The 22398-nt window shown below is 70.0% G+C and carries 18 protein-coding genes and 1 riboswitch; of the genes, 10 read left to right on the top strand and 8 right to left on the bottom strand.

The genetic code is table 11. The annotated features are described in order from the left end of the window. Positions 1–18 precede the first annotated feature (18 nt). From ABZT74_RS11840 to ABZT74_RS11815, 6 genes are all read left to right on the top strand, one after another. Positions 19–1383 carry an HD-GYP domain-containing protein gene (locus tag ABZT74_RS11840; protein WP_356434319.1) on the top strand — a complete coding sequence of 455 codons (1365 nt, stop codon included), beginning with the start codon at positions 19–21 and terminating at the stop codon, positions 1381–1383. Between the two features lie 113 nt (positions 1384–1496). After that, positions 1497–2678: an HD domain-containing protein gene (locus ABZT74_RS11835; RefSeq protein ID WP_356434460.1), complete on the top strand. Its 1182-nt coding sequence runs from the start codon at positions 1497–1499 to the stop codon at positions 2676–2678. A 153-nt stretch (positions 2679–2831) separates the two neighbouring features. Further along, on the top strand, positions 2832–3812 hold the full coding sequence (locus ABZT74_RS11830; RefSeq protein ID WP_355864743.1) for a hypothetical protein: 981 nt from the start codon (positions 2832–2834) through the stop codon (positions 3810–3812). Positions 3813–3872: 60 nt separating this feature from the next. Continuing rightward, positions 3873–4523, top strand: coding sequence for a peptide deformylase (gene def / locus ABZT74_RS11825; protein ID WP_355864740.1), 651 nt, complete (start codon positions 3873–3875; stop codon positions 4521–4523). Positions 4524–4864: 341 nt separating this feature from the next. Further along, complete coding sequence (gene cyc1, locus ABZT74_RS11820; protein ID WP_356166533.1) at positions 4865–5944, top strand: epi-isozizaene synthase; 1080 nt, start codon at positions 4865–4867, stop codon at positions 5942–5944. Beyond that, positions 5941–7311 carry a cytochrome P450 gene (locus tag ABZT74_RS11815; RefSeq protein ID WP_356434314.1) on the top strand — a complete coding sequence of 457 codons (1371 nt, stop codon included), beginning with the start codon at positions 5941–5943 and terminating at the stop codon, positions 7309–7311. Before cyc1 ends, ABZT74_RS11815 begins: the two co-directional genes overlap by 4 nt. A gap of 61 nt (positions 7312–7372) precedes the next feature. Here ABZT74_RS11815 and ABZT74_RS11810 read toward each other — a convergent pair whose 3' ends face one another. Then, the gene (locus tag ABZT74_RS11810; RefSeq protein WP_356434311.1) at positions 7373–8338 is read right to left on the bottom strand and encodes a helix-turn-helix domain-containing protein; all 966 of its coding nucleotides are present in this window, start codon (positions 8336–8338) and stop codon (positions 7373–7375) included. Between the two features lie 93 nt (positions 8339–8431). Here ABZT74_RS11810 and ABZT74_RS11805 point away from each other — a divergent pair, with 93 nt between their 5' ends. Then, on the top strand, positions 8432–8635 hold the full coding sequence (locus ABZT74_RS11805; protein WP_355864728.1) for a hypothetical protein: 204 nt from the start codon (positions 8432–8434) through the stop codon (positions 8633–8635). Here ABZT74_RS11805 and ABZT74_RS11800 read toward each other — a convergent pair. The 7 genes from ABZT74_RS11800 to ABZT74_RS11770 form a co-directional block, all read right to left on the bottom strand. Continuing rightward, positions 8596–9153 carry a hypothetical protein gene (locus ABZT74_RS11800; protein WP_356434308.1) on the bottom strand — a complete coding sequence of 186 codons (558 nt, stop codon included), beginning with the start codon at positions 9151–9153 and terminating at the stop codon, positions 8596–8598. The two genes, ABZT74_RS11805 and ABZT74_RS11800, sit on opposite strands and share 40 nt — an antisense overlap. Before the next feature lie 111 nt (positions 9154–9264). Further along, positions 9265–11355, bottom strand: coding sequence for a putative Ig domain-containing protein (locus ABZT74_RS11795; RefSeq protein ID WP_356434305.1), 2091 nt, complete (start codon positions 11353–11355; stop codon positions 9265–9267). A gap of 445 nt (positions 11356–11800) precedes the next feature. Next, a complete protein-coding gene (locus ABZT74_RS11790) occupies positions 11801–12820 on the bottom strand; it encodes a ribonucleotide-diphosphate reductase subunit beta (protein WP_355864719.1) in 1020 nt (339 codons plus the stop codon). Next, complete coding sequence (locus ABZT74_RS11785; protein WP_356166546.1) at positions 12820–15201, bottom strand: ribonucleoside-diphosphate reductase subunit alpha; 2382 nt, start codon at positions 15199–15201, stop codon at positions 12820–12822. The genes ABZT74_RS11790 and ABZT74_RS11785 overlap by 1 nt, the downstream gene beginning before the upstream one ends. Positions 15202–15335: 134 nt before the next feature. Then, positions 15336–15506, bottom strand: a riboswitch (cobalamin riboswitch). Positions 15507–15771: 265 nt separating this feature from the next. Continuing rightward, on the bottom strand, positions 15772–17382 hold the full coding sequence (gene mctP, locus ABZT74_RS11780; RefSeq protein WP_355864713.1) for a monocarboxylate uptake permease MctP: 1611 nt from the start codon (positions 17380–17382) through the stop codon (positions 15772–15774). After that, positions 17379–17636 (bottom strand): DUF3311 domain-containing protein, encoded by a 258-nt coding sequence (locus tag ABZT74_RS11775; protein ID WP_356434301.1) that lies wholly within the window; start codon positions 17634–17636, stop codon positions 17379–17381. The genes mctP and ABZT74_RS11775 overlap by 4 nt, the downstream gene beginning before the upstream one ends. A 199-nt stretch (positions 17637–17835) precedes the next feature. Further along, positions 17836–18600, bottom strand: coding sequence for a GntR family transcriptional regulator (locus tag ABZT74_RS11770; RefSeq protein ID WP_355864709.1), 765 nt, complete (start codon positions 18598–18600; stop codon positions 17836–17838). A 498-nt stretch (positions 18601–19098) separates the two neighbouring features. Between ABZT74_RS11770 and ABZT74_RS11765 the strand changes: the two genes are divergently transcribed. From ABZT74_RS11765 to ABZT74_RS11755, 3 genes are all read left to right on the top strand, one after another. After that, complete coding sequence (locus ABZT74_RS11765) at positions 19099–20385, top strand: extracellular solute-binding protein (protein WP_355864706.1); 1287 nt, start codon at positions 19099–19101, stop codon at positions 20383–20385. Between the two features lie 145 nt (positions 20386–20530). Next, positions 20531–21520: a sugar ABC transporter permease gene (locus ABZT74_RS11760; protein ID WP_356434298.1), complete on the top strand. Its 990-nt coding sequence runs from the start codon at positions 20531–20533 to the stop codon at positions 21518–21520. Beyond that, positions 21517–22392: a carbohydrate ABC transporter permease gene (locus ABZT74_RS11755; RefSeq protein ID WP_355864700.1), complete on the top strand. Its 876-nt coding sequence runs from the start codon at positions 21517–21519 to the stop codon at positions 22390–22392. The genes ABZT74_RS11760 and ABZT74_RS11755 overlap by 4 nt, the downstream gene beginning before the upstream one ends. Positions 22393–22398 lie beyond the last annotated feature (6 nt).

Genomic DNA, 22398 nt, shown 5'->3' with positions numbered 1-22398 from the left:
CGGGGGAGGGACGAGGAGATGGGTTCGGTTCCGGCGGGAGCCCGGGTGTACGTGGCCTGTGTCGTTCTCGCGGCACTCGCCTGCCTCGCCCCCGTGCCGGACCTCCGCGTCCACTGGTGGATCGTCGCCCTGCTCGCCGTGCTCTACGCCGGCTGCGACCACGTCCCGCCGCCACGCGGACCCCGCGCCGCCGGATCACCCGGCGGCGAGACCCCCCAGGGCATGGGCACCTTCCTCCCCGTCCTGCTGGCCGGTGCCTTCCTGCTGCCCCCGGCCGCCGCCGCCCTCGTCGCGCTGCCCGGAGCCCTGCTCGCCCGGGTCGACCAGCGACCGCGCGCCCCGCGCCGCGTCTGGCGCGCCGCCCAGCTCGCCGTCGCCGTCTGGGCGGCCTCCCGGGCGTACGGCGCGCTCGGCGGGCCGGACGCGGTGGCTACCCCCCGCTTCCCCTACGCGCTGGTGCCCGCGGGCGCCGCCGTCCTCACCTTCTGCGCCGTGCTCGCCGTCCTCGACGGCGGCATCCTCGCGCTCGCCGAACGGGCGCCGCTGCGCACCGCCTGGCGCGGCCTCTTCGCGCGCTCGCTGGCCCCCGTCGCCGCGCACGGACTGGCCGGACTGATGATGGCGGTGCTCTGGCGCAGCCCGTACGGCCCCGTCGCCGCCCTGCTCGTGCTGCTCCCGATGTACGTCTCCTGCTGGGTCTTCGCCCAGTACCACCGGGAACGCGCCGCCCACCAGGCCACCATCCGTGCCCTCGTGCAGGCCGTCGACATCAAGGACGGCTACACCCGCGGCCACAGCGAGCGGGTCGGCCAGGCGTCCATGATGATCGCCCGCGAACTCGGCATGGACGACGACCGCGTCGAGGGACTCCGCTTCGCCGGGATCCTGCATGACGTCGGCAAGCTCGGCGTGCCCACCCGGCTGCTGCGCAAGGACGGCCCGCTGACCCCCGAGGAACGCCGGATCATCGAACTGCACCCGGAGTACGGGCACGAGATGGTCCGCGGGATCGCCTTCCTCGGCGAGGCCCGCTCGGCGATCCTGCACCACCACGAACGTCTGGACGGCAGCGGATATCCGTACGGCCTGACCGGCGCGCAGATCCCCGAGTTCGCCCGGGTGGTGGCCGTCGCCGACGCCTTCGACGCGATGACCTCCACCCGCTCCTACCGCAGGGCCCGGCCGGTGCCGACGGCCCTGGAGGAACTGGAGCGCTGCGCGGGCACGCAGTTCGACCCCGGAATGGTCGCTGCGCTGGTGCGGTCGCTCGGCCGGCACGGCTGGCATCCCGCGGTGACCGCGGACGACGGCCCGCCCGTCCTTCCCGACGGCCGGACGTCCGCCCCGCACGCCTCCGACGCCCTCGGCCGGGGGGCGCCGTGAGCACCGCGGCACCCCGGCACGGACTGTCCGCGCGTCCCGCACGCTTCCCCTCGGCCGTGGCACCGCCCGCCACGGTCACCGCCGTACGCGCCCTCGCCCTCCTCCTCGCCGTCCTGGCCCTCGGCGTCACCCTCTGGGACGGGCTCGACGACCGCGGTACGGCGCTGGCCTTCGGCGTGCTCGTCGTCGTCGGCGAGCTGGCCCGCTGGAGCGGAGCCGAGGAGCGCGAGTCGGCGCCCCTCGGAGCCGCCGGGGCCCTCGCGTACGCGCTGCTCGGCGAGAACGCGGGGCAGCGCACCGGACACGGCGTCCTCCAGGTCGTCGCCGTGGTCGTCGCCGCGGCCCTGATCGGCTGTGTCCCGCACGTCGCCCGGGGACGCGGACCCACCCTCGACCACCTCGCCCGGCGCGTCCTCACCGTCGCCTTCGCCGCCGTCTGCTTCCAACCCCTCTACAACCAGGGCAGGTTGCCGGCGTGGGGAGGTCCGGCGGTCGCCCTGCTGCTCGTCGCGCTGCTCGTGCTCACCACGCTGTGGGACGCCGTGCTCGCGGCGGCGACGGCGCACGCGAGGACCCGGTGGCCGTTCGGGCCGCTGCTGCGCGACGAGCTGCGGGCCACGCTCGGGATCGGTTCGGCGGTGTGCGCGACCGGGGTCGTCATGGCGCTCGCGGTCGCGGTGGTCGGGCTGTGGGCGCTGCCCGTCTTCTCGCTCCCGCTGCTGCTCACCCAGCTGTCCTTCCGGCGGTACGCGGCGGTGCGGGTCACCTACCGGCAGACGATCGCCTCGCTCGCCCGGGCGACCGAGGTCGCCGGGTACACCCCGGCCGGGCACGCCCGGCGGGTGGCAGCCCTCAGCCGGGCCGTCGGCCGAGAGCTGGGCCTGTCCGAGCCCGACCTCACCGTCCTGGAGTACGCGGCGCTGATGCACGACATCGGGCAGCTCAGCCTGGTCGACCCCGTGCCGGCCGGAGCGACCGCGGGTCTCCCGCCGGACGAGCAGCGGCGGATCGCGCTGCTCGGGGGTGCCGTCGTCCGCCAGACCGGGGTGGACGCGGAGGTCGCCGTGGTGGTGGAGCGGCAGGCGGATCCGTACCGCGAGCAGCCCGTCACCGCGCGCATCGTCCGCGCCGTGAACGCATACGAGGAGATGGCCCGGGAAGCAGGGCCCGGAGGGCCGCTGACGGCCCTGGAGAAGCTGCGGCTCGCGACCGCCCGCGACTACCAGCCCGAGGTCGTGGAGTCGCTGGCCCGGGTCCTGTCACGACCCGGTCTGACCTTGCCCTGGGCTGGGTAACCCATGGGTAATGAGCGGCCGTCCGACGGTACGTGGTTGGATGCGAGGAAGAGGGTGTTCGGGGGTACGGGCCTGCCCGGGCCCGCACTGTCTTCAAGAAACTCTTCAAAGAACCGGCAGGCGGGAAACGCAAGGAACTGGCAGGCGGGAATCGTGAGGATCTTCGGCAAGGGACGACACCGGCCCTCCGCCTCATGGCGGCAGGCCACCGATCGTGCGTTCACGCTCATCGGCGACGGCCGGTACGAGGACGCGGGAGCGCTGCTGACGCGGGCCGCGGACCTGGAGCCCTGGCTGTCCGAGTCCTGGTTCAACCTGGCGCTGCTGCACAAGTTCCGGCACGACTGGGAGCAGGCGAGGGCGGCGGGCCTGCGGGCCGTGGCGCTGCTCGACCGCGAGACCGGCGCACCCGACTGGTGGAACGTCGGGATCGCGGCCACCGCTCTGCAGGACTGGCCGCTGGCCCGCCGTGCCTGGCAGGCGTACGGGCTGCGGGTGCCCGGCGGTGCCGCCGTCTCGGGCGAGCCGGTGGGCATGGACCTCGGCAGCGCGGCCGTACGGCTGTCGCCCGAGGGCGAGGCCGAGGTCGTGTGGGGGCGGAGGCTGGACCCCGCCCGTATCGAGGTGCTGTCGATCCCGCTGCCGTCCTCCGGGCGCCGCTGGGGCGAGGTCGTGCTGCACGACGGCGTCCCGCACGGCGAGCGGACCACGGCGGCCGGGCACTCCTATCCGGTCTTCGACGAGATCGAGCTGTGGGCCCCCTCACCGGTGCCCACCTGGGTCGTCCTGCTGGAGGCGGCGAGCGAGGACGACCGGGACGCGCTGGAGCAGCTCGCGGCCGACGCGGGTTTCGCCGCAGAGGACTGGTCCTCGTCCGTGCGGCTGCTGTGCCGGATGTGCTCCGAATCGCGGATGCCGTCCGATGAGGGCGACGGGGAGCACCTGGACCCGCACGACCACAGCGAGCCGGGACACCCCGGCCCGCTGGGGCACCGCACCGACGGGCAGCTGTGGGTGCCCGAGCGGGAGTGCGGGCTCGCGGCGCCCGCCTCGCTGGTGCGCGGGCTGCTGGACGGCTGGGTGGCGGACAGCCCGGATTCCCGGGACTGGCGGGACCTGGAAGAGGTCTGCTGAGGTCCCCTTTAGGCTGTACCCGCAGAATTCTCCGAAGGTTTGAGGAAGGCGTACGTCGTCATGGCCCAGCAGGACACCGATCAGCAGCACGTGGGCGTGCTTCCCGTGGACGACGACGGCTACGTCATCGACACCGAGGAGGCCGAGGAGCGTGAGTCGGCCTACCGCGAGCGCGGCACCTCGCGGCCGATCACGGTGGTCGGCAACCCGGTGCTGCACAAGGAGTGCAGGGACGTCACCGACTTCGGTGACGAGCTGGACCGGCTGATCGCCGACATGTTCGCGAGCCAGCGCGCCGCCGAGGGCGTGGGCCTGGCCGCCAACCAGATCGGCGTCGACCTGAAGGTCTTCGTCTACGACTGCCAGGACGACCAGGGCACCCGGCACGTCGGTGTGGTCTGCAACCCGAAGCTCGTCGACCTGCCGGCCGAGCAGCGTCAGCTCGACGAGAGCAACGAGGGCTGCCTGTCGGTGCCCACGGCGTACGCGCCGCTGGCCCGCCCCGACTACGCCGAGGTCACCGGGCAGGACGAGAAGGGCAACCCGGTCCGGGTGCGCGGTACGGGCTACTTCGCGCGCTGCCTCCAGCACGAGACGGACCACCTGTACGGCTACCTGTACATCGACCGACTCTCCAAGCGTGAACGCAAGGACGCCCTGCGGCAGATGGCCGAGAACGAACCGCGCTACGAGGTCGTCGCGAACGACTGACATAGCACGTCTCCGGCCGTCCCGTACGGCTGTGACAGAAATTGACAGGCGGGACGCGCGGCCCCTCGTGGGCCGGCTCGAACGGTGCCTGGTCAGGGGAACCTCCTGACCAGGCACCGTTCGTATGTACGTCGCACGTTCGCTCCCTTGTGCACTCCTGGTGATCCAGATTCAGTCACACAAGGGGGGATTCTCGGCACCTTGAGGTAGTGAATGGAGCAAATCCGTTCCCAGAACGGTCAGTTGTGGTGCTGAATGGGAAGTGCGGGGATACGCAACGGCGCACGCCCGGCACAGCGGGAGGGGCGTGGCGCCAACAGGCGGCTGAGAGGGGTTTGTTCGTGCATGCTTTCTCACACGGCTCTTCACCGACAGCGATCGCGGTCCCACCGGCGCTCTCTCTCCCGGTGATCGAGTCCGAGTTTCCCCGTCAACTGCACCCGTATTGGCCCAGGCTCCAGGAGAGGACCCGGACCTGGCTCCTCGAAAAGCGGCTGATGCCCGCGGACAAGGTCGAGGAATATGCCGACGGTCTGTGCTACACGGACCTGATGGCGGGCTACTACCTAGGCGCTCCCGACGAGGTCATGCAGGCGATAGCCGACTACAGCGCGTGGTTCTTCGTCTGGGACGACCGGCACGACCGGGACGTCATCCACGGCCGCGCGGACGCCTGGCGGACGCTCAGGTTCCAGCTCCACGCGGCCCTCGACGCACCGGGGGACCACCTGCACCACCAGGATCCCCTGGTCGCGGGGTTCGCCGACAGCGTGGGCCGGCTGTACTCGTTCCTCGGGGAGGACTGGAACGAGCGGTTCGCGCTCCACTTCCACGCGGTGATCGAGGCGTACGACCGGGAATTCCGGAACCGTACGTCCGGCACCGTACCCACCGTCGATGAATACCTCGAACTGCGTCGGCTCACCTTCGCGCACTGGATCTGGACCGACCTTCTCGAACCGAGCGCGGGACAGGAACTCCCCGACACGGTGCGACTGCATCCCGCATTTCACCGGGCGGCACTGCTCAGTCAGGAATTCGCCGCCTGGTACAACGACCTCTGCTCACTGCCGAAGGAAATAGCGGGCGACGAGGTCCACAATCTCGGCATCAGTCTCATTCACCATCAGGGGCTGACGCTCGAAGAAGCCGTCACCGAAGTCCGGCGCCGGGTCGAGGAATGCATCAGTGAATTCCTTGCCGCCGAGAAGGACGTCTTAAGGCTCGCCGAAACCCTCACGGACGGCACCGTGCAGGGAAAGGCGACGAGTGCCGCGGTGAGGGCGTGCGTCGGAAACATGCGGAACTGGTTCAGCTCCGTGTACTGGTTCCACCACGAGTCGGGCCGGTACATGGTCGACAGCTGGGACGACCGCTCGACACCCCCGTACGTCAACAATGAAGCGGCAGGTGAGAAATGACCGTCGAGTCCGTACGACCCGAGGTGCCCGAGGTGCTGGAGCTGTCCGCTCCGCCCCTCGCCGGAGGCGGGGTGCCCGTGCTCGGGCACGGCTGGAAACTGGCTCGCGACCCGCTCGCCTTCTTCACCCAACTACGCGACCACGGCGACGTCGTGCGCCTGAAGCTCGGCCCCAAGACGGTGTACGCCGTCACCGCCCCCGCGCTCACCGGTGCGCTGGCGCTCAACCCGGACTACGAGATCGGCGGCCCCCTGTGGGAGTCGCTGGAAGGGCTGCTGGGCAACAAGGGCGTCGCGACGGCCAACGGGCCCATGCACCGGCGCCAGCGGCGGACCATCCAGCCCGCGTTCCGCGCCGACATCATCCCCGAGTACGGGCCGATCATGGAGGAGGAGTCCCGCGCGTTCGCCGACCGCTGGGAGGGCGGGGCGACCGTCGACTGCACCTCCGAGTCCTTCCGCGTCGCCGTCCGCATGGCCGCCCGCTGCCTGCTGCGCGGCCGCTTCATGGACGAGCGCGCCGAGCGGCTCAGCCTTGCCCTCGCGACGGTGTTCCGCGGTATGTACCAGCGCATGGTCATACCCGCGGGGCCGCTCTATCGGCTCCCGCTCCCGTCCATGCGCAAATTCGACCGGGCATTGGCCGATTTGCACGCTCTCGTCGACGAGATCATCGCCGAGCGCCGCGCATCTGGTCAAAAGCCGGACGATTTGCTGACGGCATTGCTGGAAGCGAAGAACGACGACGGCGACCCCATCGACGAACAGGAGATCCACGACCAGGTCGTCGCGATACTCACTCCCGGAAGTGAAACCATCGCGTCCACGATCATGTGGCTCCTCCAAGTCCTCGCCGAACACCCGGAAGAGGCGGACAAGGTGGCCGCCGAGGTCCAATCCGTCGTCGGGGACCGGCCCGTCGGATTCGAGGACGTCCGGAAGCTGTCGCACACGAACAATGTCGTCGTCGAGGCCATGCGTTTGCGCCCCGCCGTATGGATATTGACGCGGCGCGCGGTGACCGAAACCGAACTGGGCGGCTATCGCATTCCGGCCGGTGCCGACATCGTCTACAGCCCGTACGCGATCCAGCGCGATCCCCGGTCGTACCAGGAGCACCTGGATTTCGACCCCGACCGCTGGCTTCCGGAACGCTCCAAGGACACCCCGAAGTACGCGATGCGTCCCTTCAGCGTCGGCAACCGCAAGTGCCCCAGTGACCACTTCTCGATGGCGCAGCTCACGCTCGTCACCGCGACCGTGGCCTCCCGCTGGCGCTTCGAGCAGGTGTCCGGCTCCAACGACGCGACCCGCGTCGGCATCACCCTCCGGCCGCACGAGCTGCGGCTGAAGGCCGAGCCGCGCTAGCCGGGTCCCCCGTCCGGCCACGGCCGGACCGTACCCACCCGCACGTCCACCTGGCGCACGTTCAGGCCGCCTCCGGGCCCCTGAACGTGCGCCGGTACGCGTTCGGGGTCGTTCCCAGGCTCCGGACGAACTGATGGCGCAGGGCGGCGGCGGTGCCGAATCCCGTACGGCTCGCGATCGCGTCCATCGTCTCGTCCGACGCCTCCAGCAACCGCTGGGCCAGCAGCACCCGTTGGCTCAGGATCCAGCGGTAGGGCGTGGTGCCGGTCTCCTGCTGGAAGCGGCGCGCGAACGTGCGGGGCGCCATGTGGGCGCGGGCGGCGAGCTGTTCGACGGTCGTCTCCAGGTCGAGGTGCCGCTGCATCCACACCAGCACGTCACCGATCGTGTCGCACCGCGAGCGGGGCAGGGGCCGCTCGATGTACTGGGCCTGGCCGCCGTCCCGGTGCGGCGGGACCACCATGCGGCGGGCGATGGTGTTGGCCACCTCGGTGCCCTGCTCCTTGCGGACGATGTGCAGACAGGCGTCGATCCCAGCGGCGGTGCCGGCCGAGGTGATCACCGGGTCCGCGTCCACGTACAGCACGTCCGGTTCGACGACCGCCCGCGGATACTGCCGGGCCAGTTCGTCGGCGTGCTGCCAGTGCACCGCGCAGCGGCGGCCGTCGAGCAGCCCGGCCGCGCCGAGCGCGAAGACGCCCGAGCACACGCTGAGCACCCGGGACCCGCGGTCCACCGCCCGGCGCAGCGACGCGAGCAGCTCGGGCGGGTAGCCGCGGACGGCGAAGGTGTCCCCGGCGGGGACGACGACGAGGTCGGCCTCCTCCAGCCGGTCCAGGCCGTACGGCGTGGAGACCGTGAACCCGGGGACGTGGGTGCCGAGGGTCGGGCCCTCGGCGGAGACGACCGCGAACTCGTAGACGGGCAGGCCCTCGTCGCTGCGGTCGAGGCCGAACACCTCGCACACGACGCCGAGTTCGAAGGGATGCACGCCGTCGAGCAGGACGGCGGCCACGTTGTTCAGCATGGTCCCCAGTGTGCACCGGAAGTGGCAGTAATCGAGGGTGTGCGGCAGTTCTGCCACTGACGGTAAGGAGTCACCGACGGGACACTGATGTCCATGAACGCACTGATGGACAACCTCGTCGGAATCCTCGTCGTCCTCGGGATCTTCGCGCTCGTGGCGCTCCCGTCCCTGATCGGGCTGGCCCGCGAGCGGCGCGTGGACCGTCAGCTCAGGGCGGCCGCCGGCGCCCTGAGGGACGCCGGGCGGCCACCGCGGCCTCACGCCTTCGTCACGACCACCGTGACCGTCCACTCCTGAAGTCCCTTGCAGGAGATCCGGCCCGGATCGCTCGGGCACATCGGCCGGGACGAGGTCAGCCGGACCGTCCCGGCCGAGACCGCCCGGTACGCGGCGGACGCGTCACCGGCCTGGAGGACGATGCCGCTGTTGGTCGGTTCGAGACCGCTGCCGTCGCTCTTCACGGGCTTCCACGGCCGGGGTGTGGTGCCGTCCAGGGTGACGCGGAGCGTGTCCCCGGCCGTCAGGCAGTAGGTGTGGCCGGTGTCGGCCGCACCGAGTTCTCCCGTCGCCGCCGCACAGTCCTGACGGGACGAGGACGAAGGCGATGGCGAGGACGACGATGAGGACGGGGACGGGGACGGCGGCACGGACGCGGGCGAGGACGGGGACGACGGGGACGGGGACGACGGAGCGGGTGACGGCGACACGCTGCCGCTTCCGCCCGCCTCGCTTCCGCCCTTCGTTCCGCAGCCCGCCGCGACGAGCAGGGTCAGTGCGGTGAGGGCGATGGTCCTGGTGGGGGTCGTTCGACGCATGGGGTGGCCTCCTTGCGGGTTGGACGTGCCACCGGCGGATCAGGATCCATCGGGCCCCCGGGGCGCGCGACGAGGCCCCGGCCGCCGCGGCGACCGGGGCCTCGCCCGTGCTCAGCCGGTCGTCAGGGCGGTGTCGTCCACGACGAAGCTGGTCTGCTGGGAGGAGTCCTCGGCGCCGCTGAACTTCAGCGTGACGGTGGAGCCGGCGAAGGAGGACAGGTCGAAGGTCTTCTGGGCGTAGCCGGTGGCCTTGTTGAGGTTGGAGTAGGTCGCCAGCGTGGTGGAGCCGGCGGTGACGGTGAGCTTGTCGTAGGCCGTGCTCGTGCTGGTCTCGGCCGTGTCGATGTGCAGGTAGAAGGTGAGCGTGGCCTTGCAGCCGGCGGGGACGGTCACCGACTGGGACAGCGAGTCGGTGTGGGTGGAGCCGTAGCCGTCCAGCCAGGCCTTGTACGAGCCGCCGTGCGCGGCCTCACCGGTGTCGGTCGTGATGACCCCGCTCGACGCGGTCCACGAGGTGCTGCCCGACTCGAAGCCCGGGTTGGCGAGCAGCTGCGCCGAGGTGCAGGTGCCGCCGCCGGAGGTGCTCACGGTCCAGGTGAAGGAGGCCGAACCGGAGGCGCCCGTGCCGTCCTTCGCGGTGACCGTGACCGCGTAGGTGCCGGCGGTGCTCGCGGTGCCGGAGACCAGCCCGGTGGAGGCGTTGATCGACAGCCCGGTCGGCAGGCCGGTCGCGCTGTACGTGAGGGCGGCGCCCGCACTGTCGGTGGCCGCGATCTGCAGGCTCACCGAACTGCCCGTGGCCGTCGACCGGTTGCCCGGGCTGGTGACGGTGACCGTGTTGCCCGTGGTGGTGCCCGCGGTGAAGGCGGCCGTGCCGTTGGGGGTGCCCCAGCCGGTCGGTCCGTCGTAGCCGGTGCCCGCGGTGCAGAAGTACGAGGGCGAGCACGAGCCGTTGTTGCCGCTGGTCACGTCGTAGAGGCTCGACGTGTGGGAGTAGGGGTACTTCGCGGGGTAATCGGCGGAGCCGGGGGTGCCGGCCAGCGCGTAGACGCCCGCGATGATCGGGGACGAGGCGCTGGTGCCGCCGTAGACCGCCCAGCCGGAGCCGCCGTAGGTGTCGTAGACGGCCACGCCGGTCGCGGGGTCGGCGACCGCGGAGACGTCGGACTCCATGCGCCGCGAGCAGCCGGTGTCGGTCTGCCAGCTCGGCTTGGTGTCGTACGCGGAGCAGCCGGAGCCGGTGCCCTCGGTGCTGTTGGTCTTCCAGACCGACTCGCTCCAGCCGCGGGTGGCGGAGGAGGTGGTCAGCGCGGTTCCGCCGACGGCGGTCACGTACTGGGAGGTCGCCGGGTACTCGGCGCCGTAGGCCTCGTCGCCCGAGGAGACGGTGATCGCGACGCCCGGGTGCTTGAAGTACGCGGTGTCCTCGCTCGTCTGCGAGGAGGCCTCGGCGCCGCCCCAGCTGTTGGAGACGAACTTCGCGCCGAGCGCGACCGCTTCGTTCTCCGCCGTGCCGAGGTCGGTGTCGTTCGCCGAGTTCGCCTCGACCAGGACGATGTTGCAGTTCGGGCAGACGGCGCTGACCATGTCGATGTCGAGCGCCTCCTCGCCCGCCCAGCCGGTGTCGTTCGTGGGCAGCGAGGTGGTCGAGCCGGTCTGACTGACCTGCTTGAAGCAGCCGTTGGCCTTCGTGCAGGCGGACAGGCCGAACTGCGTGCGGTAGGTGGCCAGGTCGGCGGCGGCGTTGGGGTCGTTGTACGCGTCGACGACGGCGACGGTCAGACCCGAGCCGCCGGTCGAGGGCAGGTTGTAGGCGCTGTGCAGGTTGGCCGGGCTCAGGCCGGACACCGCGGCGGCCGCGTCCGGGGAGACGGCGTCGGCGAGCTTCTGGGCGATGTCGGTCCTGCGCTGCGCGAAGCAGGACATCGTGCCGGGCCGGGCGGCCTCGGCGCACAGGTGCTTCGTCGCGACCTTCTGGCCGGCCTTTCCGGTGGCGTGGACGGCCTGCCGGGCGGGGTCGGTGAGGGCCCTGGAGTTCTGGGTGGCGTGCGAGGTCAGGGGGGCCGGCGCGGGCTGCGCGTCCGCCGGCGGGGCCGCCGCGAACCCGGCGAGGCCGAGGGCGAGGGCGGGGAGTGCCGTGGTGAGGAGTCTTCGCAGGCTCCGGGCGGGTCTGCCAGAGGGTATCGGGGCTTGGGAACGCATGGGGGTGTCGCCTCCATCGGTTCGAGGCCGGTGCCGCGTGGGCCCGGGTGGGGTCCTGCGCGGTGCCACAGCCGGAAGTGGGGGTTCTCGGCGCTCTGAAGGGCGGCTCATGACGCGCGTAGCGCGGTTCACGGAGAGGTGCTCCGATGTGATCCGCGCTACGGCGGGTTACGTCATGGGCATGCCAATCAAGTCGTCCCGTCGTGCCGCTGCCTGGCGACACGGAGGGACGGCCAGAACGTAGCCGGGCCCGACGACCTGCGAACAGCCGTGCCCGCAGAACTTTGCCGCTCCATGGACGGGGATTGGAAAGGGGATTGGCGGCCCGGGGGCAGCACGTGACGAAAGCCGGGCCGCACAGGCGGCCCGGCTCTCACAGGTCACGCACAGGCGACCCGGCTCCCCAGCGTCAAGGACGTTCCGGCGTCCGGATGGTGACGAACGCTCAGAAGTCCTCGTCGAGGTCGACCGAACCCTCCACCGCGACCTGGTACGCCGACGGACGGCGCTCGAAGAAGTTCGTCAGCTCCTGGACACCCTGGAGTTCCATGAAGGAGAACGGGTTCTCGGAGCCGTACACCGGCGCGAAGCCCAGCCGCTGCAGGCGCTGGTCGGCGACGCACTCCAGGTACTGGCGCATCGAGTCGGTGTTCATGCCCGGCAGGCCCTCACCGCACAGGTCGCGCCCGAACTGCAGCTCGGCCTCGACGGCCTCGCGCAGCATGTCGGTCACCTGCTCCTGGAGCCTGTCGTCGAAGAGCTCCGGCTCCTCCTTGCGGACGGTGTCGACGACCTCGAAGGCGAAGCTCATGTGCATCGTCTCGTCGCGGAACACCCAGTTGGTTCCGGTCGCCAGGCCGTGCAGCAGACCACGGCTGCGGAACCAGTAGACGTACGCGAAGGCACCGTAGAAGAAGAGGCCCTCGATGCACGCGGCGAAGCAGATCAGGTTCAGCAGGAAACGGCGGCGGTCGGCCTGCGTCTCCAGCCGGTCCATCTTCTCGACCGAGTCCATCCACTTGAAGCAGAACTGCGCCTTCTCGCGGATGGACGGGATGTTCTCGACCGCGTCGAAGGCCGCCGCGCGGTCCGCGGGGTCGGGCAGGTACGTGTCGAGCAGCGTCAGATAGAACTGGACGTGCACGGCCTCCTCGAACAGCTGACGGCTCAGATAGAGCCGCGCCTCGGGGGAGTTGATGTGCTTGTACAGCGTCAGCACGAGGTTGTTCGACACGATCGAGTCGCCCGTCGCGAAGAACGCGACCAGCCGGCCGATCATGTGCTGCTCACCCGGCGTCAGCTTCGCGAGGTCGGCGACGTCCGAGTGGAGGTCGACCTCCTCGACGGTCCAGGTGTTCTTGATCGCGTCCCGGTAGCGCTCGTAGAAGTCCGGGTAGCGCATGGGACGGAGGGTGAGTTCGAAGCCCGGGTCGAGCAGGTTCTTCTGGTCGTTCGTGTCGGTCATTACTGGCAGGCCTCGCAGGACTCGGGGTTTTCCAGGGAGCAGGCGACGGCGTCGGGGTCGGCGACCTGCTGGACGGGGATGGTCTTCTCGGGCCGCGCCTGGGCCTGGGCCGCGCGGGCGATGCGCGTGGCGGGACGGGACCGCAGGTAGTACGTGGTCTTCAGACCCGACTTCCAGGCGTAGGAGTACATCGAGGAGAGCTTGCCGATGGTCGGTGTCTCCAGGAACAGGTTCAGCGACTGCGCCTGGTCCAGGAACGGGGTCCGCGCGGCGGCCATGTCGATCAGTCCGCGCTGCGGGATCTCCCACGCCGTGCGGTACAGGTCGCGCACGTCCTGCGGCACCCAGGTGAAGCCCTGCACCGAGCCGCTGGACTCGCGCAGCGCCTCACGGGTCTGCGCGTCCCACACGCCGAGCTTCTTCAGCTCGGCCACCAGGTAGGAGTTGACCTGGAGGAACTCGCCGGAGAGCGTCTCGCGCTTGAACAGGTTCGACACCTGCGGCTCGATGCACTCGTAGACGCCCGCGATGGACGCGATGGTGGCGGTCGGCGCGATGGCGAGGAGCAGCGAGTTGCGCATGCCGACCTCGGCGATCCGCTGCCGCAGGGCCGCCCAGCGCTCCGGCCAGTTCAGCTCGACGTCGAAGTGGTCCGGGTGCAGCACGCCGCGGGCGGTACGGGTCTTGTCCCACGCAGGGAGCGGGCCGCTGCGCTCGGCGAGGTCCGCGGAGGCCTCGTAGGCGGCGAGCATGATGCGCTCGGCGATCCGGGTGGACAGGGCGCGCGCCTGCGGCGAGTCGAAGGGCAGCCGCAGCTTGAAGAAGACGTCCTGCAGGCCCATCGCGCCCAGACCGACCGGGCGCCAGCGGGAGTTGGAGCGCCCCGCCTGTTCGGTCGGGTAGAAGTTGATGTCGACGACACGGTCGAGGAAGGTGACCGCCGTGCGGACGGTCTCGTCGAGCCGCTCCCAGTCGATGTCGTCACCGACGACGAACGCGCCGAGGTTGACCGAGCCCAGGTTGCAGACCGCGGTCTCCCCGTCGTCCGTGACCTCCAGGATCTCGGTGCACAGGTTGGAGGAGTGGACGGTGTGCCCGGGCTCCGCCGTCTGGTTGGCGGTGCGGTTGGCGGCGTCCTTGAACGTCATCCAGCCGTTGCCGGTCTGCGCGAGGGTGCGCATCATCCGGCCGTACAGGTCGCGGGCCGGGATGGTCTTCCTCGCGAGACCCGCCTCCTCGGCCTTGCGGTAGGCGGCGTCGAACGCGTCGCCCCACAGGTCGACCAGCTCGGGCACGTCCGCGGGGGAGAAGAGCGACCAGACGCCGTCCTCGTTCACCCGGCGCATGAACTCGTCCGGGATCCAGTGCGCGAGGTTCAGGTTGTGCGTACGCCGGGCGTCCTCACCGGTGTTGTCGCGCAGCTCCAGGAACTCCTCGATGTCGGAGTGCCAGGTCTCCAGGTACACCGCGGCCGCGCCCTTGCGCCGGCCGCCCTGGTTCACCGCGGCGACCGAGGCGTCGAGGGTCTTGAGGAACGGGACGATGCCGTTGGAGTGCCCGTTGGTGCCGCGGATCAGCGAACCGCGCGACCGGATGCGGGAGTACGACAGGCCGATGCCGCCGGCGTGCTTCGACAGCCGTGCCACCTGGTGGTAGCGGTCGTAGATGGAGTCCAGCTCGTCCAGCGGGGAGTCGAGGAGGTAGCAGGACGACATCTGGGGGTGCCGCGTACCGGAGTTGAAGAGCGTGGGGGAGGACGGGAGGTAGTCGAGCCGGCTCATGAGCCCGTAGAGCGCGGAGACCTCGTCGACGGCCTGGGCCGTGTCGTCCTCGGCGAGACCGGAGGCGACCCGCAGCATGAAGTGCTGGGGCGTCTCGACGACCTTGCGGGTGATGGGGTGACGGAGCAGGTAGCGGCTGTGCAGCGTCCGCAGGCCGAAGTAGCCGAAGCGGTCGTCGCCTTCCGTGTCGATCAGCGCGTCGAGCCGCGCGGTGTGCAGCCGGACGAACTCGGCGGTGCGGTCGGCGACCAGGCCCTCACGGTGTCCGACGGCGACCGACTCGGAGAAGGTCGTGACGCCCTGGGACGCGGCCTCCGCGGCGATGCTGATGGTGAGCAGACGCGCGGCGAGCCGGGAGTAGACCGGGTCCTCGGAGATGAGACCGGCGGCCGCCTCGGTGGCCAGCTCGCGCAGCTCGGCCTCGTCGGCACGGGCGGACCGGCCGCGCAGTGCCGCGGCGGCGACCCGGCCGGGGTCGGCGTCGGTCAGGTCGGCGGTGAGGTCGGTCAGGGTCCGCAGCAGCGCGGCTCCCGGACCGTCGGTCTCCACCGGGGCCTGGTGCGCGGTCACTGAAGCCGGATCTGCTGGCGCGATGGTCACGTGGGGCTCTCCCTCGCTCGGCACGGGGCCTTTCGGGGAGCACGGGGGCACACGGAAGCGCTTCTGGGCAGCCAGCGCACCGCGTCCACCGGCCCATTCCGCGAGGCCCGGACGTCGTCGGCACCCGGGCCGGGTGGCCGGGGCGCGCTGTCGGCAGGTCCTCGGACTGAGACGCGTGCGGGCACGTCCAATACACGAACACGCACAAGTACACCGTTGCGGGACAGTTCCGGATTCGCACCGGATTCCCCTGCGACGACAGCGAGCATGAGCATACATCTTGTGCCGACCCCAGGGAGCGCCCCCACATGTTGTGTCGCGCTGGTGTCGGAGAGCGCTACGGAGTGTGGCGGAGCGTCAACTCGTAGGTGAGCGGCCGGATGCCGCCGGGCGCCGGATCGCGCCTCCCGCGCCGTCGTCCTCGGCGGTCGCGCGTCCGGCGGGTCATGTCCACCCGGCTGCCCGCGCCCCTCCGGGCGGGCCCGCCCGGGCACGGCGACGGGCCGCCGGATGTCGTCTCCGGCGGCCCGTGCCCGTGCGTCGCGTGCCGCCCCGTTCCCGGGGCGTGTCCTAGTGGCTCGCGCCCGCCGTGGCCGGCGGAAGCTCCGTCTCCACCCCGCGGTCGCCCGCGTCGACGGTGTAGTCCTCGGGAGAGGTCTCGTCGATGCCGTCCGGCGCCTTGAGCGCCCGCAGGACGAAGGTGAGGACGACGGAGACGACCACGTTCATCACGAACGCCGTGAGGCCGATGTAGCCGATCTCCCCGATGCCGGGGATCTCCTTGGAGCTGCCGCCGAAGTGCTTCTGGGTCGGCGAGGCCACCCCGTAGGCGGCGAGCGTCCCGTAGACCATGCCGACCGCCCAGCCGCCCAGCAGCGCCCAGCGGTGGAACCAGCGGGTGAACAGGCCGCCGACCAGCGCGGGGAAGGTCTGGAGGATCCAGATGCCGCCCAGCAGCTGGAAGTTGATCGCGACGGTCTTGTCCATCGTCAGGACGAAGACCAGCGCGCCCACCTTCACGAGGAGCGAGACGATCTTGGAGACCCGGGTCTCCTCCTTCGGTGTCGCGTCCGGCTTGATGAAGTCCTTGTAGATGTTGCGGGTGAAGAGGTTCGCCGCCGCGATCGACATGATGGCCGCCGGGACCAGCGCCCCGATGCCGATGGCGGCGAAGGCCACGCCCGCGAACCAGTCCGGGAACATGGTCTCGAAGAGCTGGGGGATGGCGAGCTGGCCGTTCTGCACCTTCACGCCGGCCGCGATGGCCATGAACCCGAGCAGGGCGAGCAGGCCCAGCATCAGCGAGTAGAGGGGGAGGATGGTCGTGTTGCGGCGGATCACCTCGCGGCTGCGGCTGGACAGCGTCGCGGTGATGGAGTGCGGATACATGAACAGCGCCAGCGCCGAGCCCAGCGCGAGCGTGGCGTAGGTCCACTGGCCCGCCGCGGGCGGGACGACCCCGCCGGCCCCGGCCGCCGTGTACTTCTCGCCCGCCGCCTTGAAGATCTCGTCGAAGCCGCCGAGCTTGATCGGGATGTAGATGATGGCCACCGCGATCACGATGTAGATCAGGGTGTCCTTCACGAACGCGATCAGCGCGGGGGCCCGCAGACCCGAGGAGTAGGTGTACGCGGCCAGCACGCCGAAGGCGATGAGCAGCGGCAGGTCCTTGACGAACCAGTTGGTGTTCTCGCCGCCGCCCACGCCCATCACGTCGAGGACGGCCTGGATGCCGACCAGTTGGAGCGCGATGTACGGCATGGTCGCGAGGATGCCGGTGACGGCCACGGCCAGCGACAGGCTCTTGGAGCCGAACCGGCCCCGCACGAAGTCCGAGGTGGTCACATAGCCGTGCTTGTGGGAGACCGACCACAGGCGCGGCAGGAACGTGAAGATCAGCGGGTACACGAGGATCGTGTAGGGCACGGCGAAGAAGCCGGCCGCGCCCGCCGCGTAGATCGCCGCGGGGACGGCGACGAAGGTGTACGCCGTGTAGAGGTCGCCGCCGAGCAGGAACCAGGTGACCCAGGTGCCGAACGACCGTCCGCCCAGGCCCCATTCGTCGAGGCTGTGTTCGTTGTCGGCCTTGCGCCAGCGCGCGGCCAGGAAGCCCATGGCCGTGACGGCCAGGAAGAAGAAGATGAAGACGCCGAGGGCGACGCCGTTCACACCGTCGTTCATGCTCCACCTCCCTTGGCCGCGCGGGCCCGCTGGTCACGCCGCCAGAGCTGGTGCGCGGTCACCGTCAGCACCGTCGAGAGGAGCACCCACAGCATCTGGTACCAGTAGAAGAACGGGATGCCGATGAAGGTCGGATCGGTCTTGGCATAGGAACCGACCCACAGCATCGCCACGAAGGGCGCGACGAGGCAGAGCGCGATCACCACGCGGACCGGTGTCACCACCGGTGGTTTCACTTCGGGCAGGTCTGACATACGGCGGCTCCGTCCCCTCGCGATCACCTGTGTAACGCGCAGGCAATCTAGGCGACGGTTCAGCTTTAGGGAACCCCTGCTCGGAGCGCTGGTGTGGAGGCTTGGTGTGCGTGCCGGACGACGCCCTCAGGAGAGGCGGGACCGCGGGGAGCGGTCGCCCCGCGGACCGGGCGGGCGGCGGCGCGCCGTCCCGACTCGCTCAGTCCGTCGGGCGCTTGAGGCGGGCGACGAACTTGTACCGGTCGCCGCGGTACACCGACCGCACCCATTCCACCGGCTCGCCCACCTTGTCGAGCGAGTGGCGGGAGAGCATCAGCATCGGCAGCCCGACATCGGTGCCGAGCAGTCCGGCCTCGCGCGGAGTGGCCAGCGAGGTCTCGATGGTCTCCTCGGCCTCGGCGAGATGGACGTCGTAGACCTCGGCGAGCGCGGTGTAGAGAGAGGTGTACTTGACGAGCGAGCGGCGCAGCGCGGGGAAGCGCTTGGCGGAGAGATGGGTCGTCTCGATCGCCATCGGTTCGCCGCTCGCGAGGCGCAGCCGCTCGATGCGCAGCACCCGGCCGCCGGCCGAGATGTCGAGCAGACCGGCGAGCGTCTCGTCCGCGGTGATGTAGCCGATGTCCAGGAGCTGCGAAGTGGGTTCGAGTCCCTGGGCGCGCATGTCCTCGGTGTACGAGGTGAGTTGGAGCGCCTGGGAGACCTTGGGCTTGGCGACGAAGGTGCCCTTGCCCTGGATGCGTTCGAGGCGGCCCTCGACGACCAGCTCCTGAAGCGCCTGCCGCACGGTGGTGCGCGAGGTGTCGAACTCCGCGGCGAGCGTGCGCTCGGGCGGTACCGGTGTCCCGGGCGGAAGGGTCTCCGTCATGTCCAGCAGGTGTTTCTTGAGCCGGTAGTACTTGGGCACGCGCGCGGTACGGATGGGCGCCCCACCCTCGTTCTCCGCACTGCTGACGTCGGTGCTCATGCTCCGCCTTCCCGGCTCCGGATGCCGAAGCGACCGACGTTCCGTCGGTCACGGCTCACATCGTGGCACGGCTTGTCGTGCGAGTGTCCCCCCGCACGCTCCGTGATCCCCTCTATATACCGTCGGCGTTCCTGTTGGTCTAGTCCATCGCGCGGACGTGATCGTGTACGCGACGGTGCGCATGGGGCCCGTGGTGCGGCTTCCGGGGGACATAGGGGCGGGTCACCCGGGGTGTGCCGGTGGTTCGGCGGCCGTCTTCCGGGGGTTCCCGAACACCCCCGCCATTTATGCCGCTTACCTACTTAAAGGTCCTTGCATATGTAGGTCCCATAACGGCCGACTGGACGGGCTTACACACCCTTGACACCCCCCTAGGTCTAGGCCAAGCTCCCCGTACTGGTCTACACCATTGGTCCAGTCCCGGCCCCACGGGCGGTCACGACGTCGTATGTCACCGCGGGGAGCAGGGGGGTTTGTGGCATCCCTGAGGAGGGTGGCGTGAAGCGCAAGCTGATAGCCGCGATCGGTATCGCGGGCATGATGTTCTCCATCGCGGCGTGCGGGGACAGTGACGACAAGTCCGGGGGGTCGGACAACGCCGGCGACACCAAGGCCCTGACGGTCTGGCTCACGGTCGACGCGCAGAACAACTGGCCCGAGCTGGTCAAGGCCGCCGACGCGGCGATCAAGGCGAAGCACCCCGGCATCAAGATCAACCACGAGTACTACGGCTGGCCGGACAAGAACACCAAGCTCGACGCGGTCCTCGCCACCGACAAGGCGCCGGACGTGGTCGAGATGGGCAACACCGAGATGCTCGGCTACATGGTCAAGGGCGCCTTCGCTCCCCTCGACGCGTCGAAGTTCGAGAACTCGGCCACCTGGCTGGACGGCCTCAAGGCCTCCGTCACCTACGACGGCAAGACCTACGGCGTGCCGTACTACGCCGGTGGCCGTGTCGGCAACTGGCGCAAGGACATCGCCGCTTCGGCCGGTGTGAAGACCCCGCCGAAGACGTACGCCGAACTCACCTCCGACCTGGACAAGATCCAGAAGAAGGAGGGCAAGAAGTTCAGCGCCTGGTACCAGCCCACCCGTGACTGGTACGCGGCCATGTCCTTCGTCTACGACGCCGGCGGCTCCATCGCGAAGGACGAGGGCGGCCAGTGGAAGGCCAACCTCTCCTCTCCCGAGTCCCAGAAGGGCCTCACCGAGTTCAAGAACGTCATCGACAAGTACATGCACGGTGACAAGACCAAGGACGAGTCCGACCGCTACACGGTCTACGGCCAGGCCAAGTCCGGCATGATCTTCGGTGCCGCCTGGGAGGGCGCGACCGCCGAGGACCCGAAGACCGACACCACCGGCAAGCTCAAGGGCAACCTCGAGAACTTCGTGATGCCCGGCCCGTCCGGCAAGAACCTCCCGGTCTTCCTGGGCGGCTCCGACCTCGCCGTCCCGGTGAAGTCGAAGGCGCAGGCCGTCGCCGCCGAGTGGATCAACGCGTTCACCGGCGCCAAGGGCCAGAAGGGTCTGATGGGCAAGGGCAACCTGCCCAACAACAAGACCGACCTCGCCACCCTGAAGAACGACCCGGCGACGGTCGTCCCGGCCACCGCGGCCGAGTCCAGCTGGTTCGTCCCGATGGCGCCGGGCTGGGGCCAGGTCGAGAAGGCCCAGGTCCTGCAGACCATGCTGCAGAGCATCGGTACCGGCAAGAAGTCGGTCGCGGACGCCGCGAAGGAAGCGGACGCCAAGATCGACAAGGTCATCAACACCAAGTGACCTGAGTGCAGGGCCCCGTCGGTCCTCCGTCACGGAGGGGCGGGGCCCTGCCTGCCGTACGGCCCGGCCCGGGGGCACGCCCCGTGGGCCCGGCCGTGCGGGCCTTCGCTTTCGTACGACCTGAGGGACCGCTGAGGAGCGCGCGATGAGTGCCGCAGACACGACCACCCCCGCCAAGCTGCCGCCACCGCGGCAGGCGCCGCCGCCACCGGCCGCCCCCACGGCACCGCGCAAGCGGCGCACCTCGGGCGGGCCGGCGACACCCTGGGCCCTGCTCGCCCCCTGCCTGCTGATCCTCGCGCTGGTCCTCGGCTACCCGCTGGTCCGCCTGGTCACCCTCTCGTTCCAGAAGTTCGGACAGTCCCAGCTCTGGGGCTTCCAGCCGGCCGAGTCCGTCGGCTTCGACAACTTCAGCAACGTGCTCGGCGACAGCGAGTTCTGGGCGGTCGTCGTCCGGACGATCATCTTCGCGGGCGGCTCCGTCATCTTCACGATGGTCGCCGGCATGCTGATCGCCCTCCTCCTCCAGCGGGTCTCCGGCTGGGTGAAGACGCTCATCAACATCGTGCTGGTGGCGAGCTGGGGCATGCCCATCATCGTCGCCACCACGGTCTTCAAGTGGCTCTTCGACTCCGACTACGGCATCTTCAACGCGCTGCTCAGCAAGCTCCCCGGCATCGACATGATCGGCCACAACTGGTTCGCCAGCGGACCGCAGGGCCTGGCCGTGATCATGCTCCTGGTCGTCTGGGGCGCCGTGCCGTTCGTCGTCATCACGCTCAGCGCCGGACTCACCCAGGTGCCCGCGGAACTGGAGGAGGCCGCACGGCTCGACGGAGCCGGCGCCTGGGGTGTCTTCCGCTACGTCACGCTGCCGATCCTCAAGCCGATCATCGTGATGCTCACGACCCTCTCCGTCATCTGGGACATGGGCGTCTTCCCGCAGGTCTTCGTGATGCGCGGCGGCCACCCCGAGGCCGAGTTCCAACTCCTCACCACGTACTCGTACGACCGCGCCTTCGTCGTCAACGACTACGCGCAGGGATCGGCGATCGCCCTGCTGACCGTGCTGCTCCTGCTGGGAGTGGTCGCCGTGTACATGCGTCAGATGCTGAAGATCGGAGAGGTCGAATGAGCGCCGTCGCCACGCCCGGGCGTCCGTCCGCCGCGGGGCGGAAGTCCTCCGGACCCCGCAAGTCCAAGCTCGGCTGGAACCTGCTCGGCCTGCTCGTCTTCCTCACCGCGGGCTTCCCGGTCTACTGGATGTTCAACACGGCCTTCAAGCCGGCCAAGGACGCCATCGACGCCGATCCGAGCCTGTTCCCCACGGGCCTCACGCTCGACAACTTCCGCCGCGCGCTGGACATCGCCGACTTCTGGGGCCCGGTCGGCCGCAGCCTCATCGTGTCCGTCTCGGTGGTCGTGGTCGGGATCATCGTGGGCATGCTGGCCGCCCTGGCCATCTCCCGCTTCGCCTTCCGCGGCCGCAAGGTCGTGATCGTCGGCATCCTCGCGGTCCAGATGGTCCCGCTGGTCGCCATGATCATCCCGGTCTTCCTGCTGCTGAACGACCTCGATCAGTACGACAAGCTGTCCGGCCTGATCATCACCTACCTGACCTTCATCCTCCCCTTCACGGTGTGGACGCTGCGCGGCTTCATCGTCAACATCCCGAAGGAGCTGGAGGAGGCCGCGATGGTCGACGGGTGCAGCCGCACCGGCGCCTTCATGCGCGTGGTCTTCCCGCTGCTGGCCCCGGGCATGGTGGCCACGTCCGTCTACGCGTTCATCCAGGCATGGAACGAATACCTCTACGCCCTGATGCTGATGAGCCAGAAGAACCAGACCGCCACCGTCTGGCTCGGTAACTTCACCACCAAGCACGGCACCGAGTACGCCCCGATGATGGCCGGATCCACCATGATGGCCGTGCCGATCGTCGTCCTGTTCCTCCTCGTCCAGCGCAAGATGGCCGCGGGTCTGACCGCTGGCGCCGTGAAGGGATAACGCCCC

Source organism: Streptomyces sp. NPDC005302 (genome assembly GCF_040607345.1).
Taxonomy (GTDB): Bacteria; Actinomycetota; Actinomycetes; order Streptomycetales; family Streptomycetaceae; genus Streptomyces.
The sequence above is the reverse complement of the archived record's forward strand: the minus strand, read 5'-3'. Positions and strand labels throughout refer to the sequence as shown.

What these genes read in the sequence shown, in the direction of transcription:
- ABZT74_RS11840 (WP_356434319.1), top strand. Translation starts at nt 19, where the DNA reads ATGGGTTCGGTTCCGGCGGGAGCCCGGGTGTACGTGGCCTGTGTCGTT.
- def (WP_355864740.1), top strand. Translation starts at nt 3,873, where the DNA reads ATGGCCCAGCAGGACACCGATCAGCAGCACGTGGGCGTGCTTCCCGTG.
- ABZT74_RS11815 (WP_356434314.1), top strand. Translation starts at nt 5,941, where the DNA reads ATGACCGTCGAGTCCGTACGACCCGAGGTGCCCGAGGTGCTGGAGCTG.
- ABZT74_RS11810 (WP_356434311.1), bottom strand. Translation starts at nt 8,338, where the DNA reads ATGCTGAACAACGTGGCCGCCGTCCTGCTCGACGGCGTGCATCCCTTC.
- ABZT74_RS11805 (WP_355864728.1), top strand. Translation starts at nt 8,432, where the DNA reads ATGAACGCACTGATGGACAACCTCGTCGGAATCCTCGTCGTCCTCGGG.
- ABZT74_RS11800 (WP_356434308.1), bottom strand. Translation starts at nt 9,153, where the DNA reads ATGCGTCGAACGACCCCCACCAGGACCATCGCCCTCACCGCACTGACC.
- ABZT74_RS11795 (WP_356434305.1), bottom strand. Translation starts at nt 11,355, where the DNA reads ATGCGTTCCCAAGCCCCGATACCCTCTGGCAGACCCGCCCGGAGCCTG.
- ABZT74_RS11790 (WP_355864719.1), bottom strand. Translation starts at nt 12,820, where the DNA reads ATGACCGACACGAACGACCAGAAGAACCTGCTCGACCCGGGCTTCGAA.
- mctP (WP_355864713.1), bottom strand. Translation starts at nt 17,382, where the DNA reads ATGAACGACGGTGTGAACGGCGTCGCCCTCGGCGTCTTCATCTTCTTC.
- ABZT74_RS11775 (WP_356434301.1), bottom strand. Translation starts at nt 17,636, where the DNA reads ATGTCAGACCTGCCCGAAGTGAAACCACCGGTGGTGACACCGGTCCGC.
- ABZT74_RS11770 (WP_355864709.1), bottom strand. Translation starts at nt 18,600, where the DNA reads ATGAGCACCGACGTCAGCAGTGCGGAGAACGAGGGTGGGGCGCCCATC.
- ABZT74_RS11760 (WP_356434298.1), top strand. Translation starts at nt 20,531, where the DNA reads ATGAGTGCCGCAGACACGACCACCCCCGCCAAGCTGCCGCCACCGCGG.
- ABZT74_RS11755 (WP_355864700.1), top strand. Translation starts at nt 21,517, where the DNA reads ATGAGCGCCGTCGCCACGCCCGGGCGTCCGTCCGCCGCGGGGCGGAAG.